Origin of the sequence: Rhizobium sp. 25PS6 (genome assembly GCF_032464655.1) — a bacterium.
GTDB classification, from domain to species: Bacteria; Pseudomonadota; Alphaproteobacteria; order Rhizobiales; family Rhizobiaceae; genus Rhizobium; species Rhizobium laguerreae.
In genome coordinates this window covers 1-1059 of sequence record NZ_JAWDIV010000063.1, presented here as the reverse complement: position 1 = coordinate 1059, position 1059 = coordinate 1, and the positions used below count along the sequence as shown (strand labels likewise).

The 1059-nt window shown below is 60.6% G+C and carries 2 protein-coding genes; one reads left to right on the top strand and one right to left on the bottom strand.

Annotated elements, in window-relative coordinates; genetic code table 11:
• Positions 1-143: 143 nt before the first annotated feature.
• On the top strand, positions 144-461 hold the full coding sequence (locus RWK44_RS34795) for a hypothetical protein (protein WP_127431463.1): 318 nt from the start codon (positions 144-146) through the stop codon (positions 459-461).
• A gap of 229 nt (positions 462-690) precedes the next feature.
• Here RWK44_RS34795 and RWK44_RS34790 read toward each other — a convergent pair.
• Positions 691-1059 (bottom strand): thermonuclease family protein (locus tag RWK44_RS34790; protein ID WP_316030171.1); only part of this gene is annotated, 369 nt, incomplete at its 5' end.

Genomic DNA, 1059 nt, shown 5'->3' with positions numbered 1-1059 from the left:
CCCCTCCAATTTTCCCAGCGCCGCAAGCGGCACAGAGAAAATCGGTTCCTCCGCTCGCCGCACGGCGGCCGCGTTCCGCGGTCCCGGACCCCTCACGGACTACGGTGCGGACACCTTTCGTCAGAAACGAAAAGGAGACCCTGATGACAAAGCATCAAATCACTCACCAGATTGGAGACGACCAGAAGCGGTCGGATCAACAGCCGGATTGGCTTGAACGCTTGCGCGGAAATTTCGATGCGGAGGTGCATCTTCCCGCCGATATCTCGCGCGAGTTTCTGTCAGCGGCGCTGCTTTGGGCAATCGACAACAAGGTCGATTTCGGATTGTTTCACGAACCCGGCAAGATCATCATTGCGCATTCTGGCGGCGATGAGATCTACCTTCCGTCGCGGTGGTCCGACAAACGATGGCATATCGGCCTGGACGACAAAGAGCCCTTCTTCGATCCCGCTGATTGAGATCCAGACCAGAGGCGGCTTACCGCCTCTGGTCCTTGACTTCGCGTGAGCCGTTCCAGCCGGAGCGGCTATGAAAGGGGGGCTCTGCCGCCCCTCTCAAACCTCACCCCATGAAGGAACGGCAACGCCCCTCCTTCAAACTTCCTCCCATGGGGAAAGGGGACGGTTCCCTCCTCCCTTTCCCCAAACCCCTATCCTTCTCCCGTGCCGGGGAAGCGATGGTTCGCTGTCACCCGCCCTGGCACCAGCCGTGTCGGGCACCATCCCATGATCGGGCGAGCCCTTCGCCGATCAAGACGTCGCCCAGCGAATTGCCTGCGCGAGACACGGTGCGAAGTTTGCGACCGTACTTGTCTTCGTCACGGAACCCGGCCGCCAGAGAGAACTTCCCAGCGTTGAGCAGCGCCAGCAGCCGGGATTTTGCCGCTTCACCTTTGATCCTTTCGGCCTCGCAGCGGGGCGGGCTGAGTTCAGGCGTATCGATGTCGGCGATGCGGATTTTCTCGCCCTCGAACCAGAAGGTGTCGCCATCGACGACGCAGTTCGTCCGGTGGCTGTCGCCGCAGATCGAAAATGCCGCCGACAATGAATCCGTCGT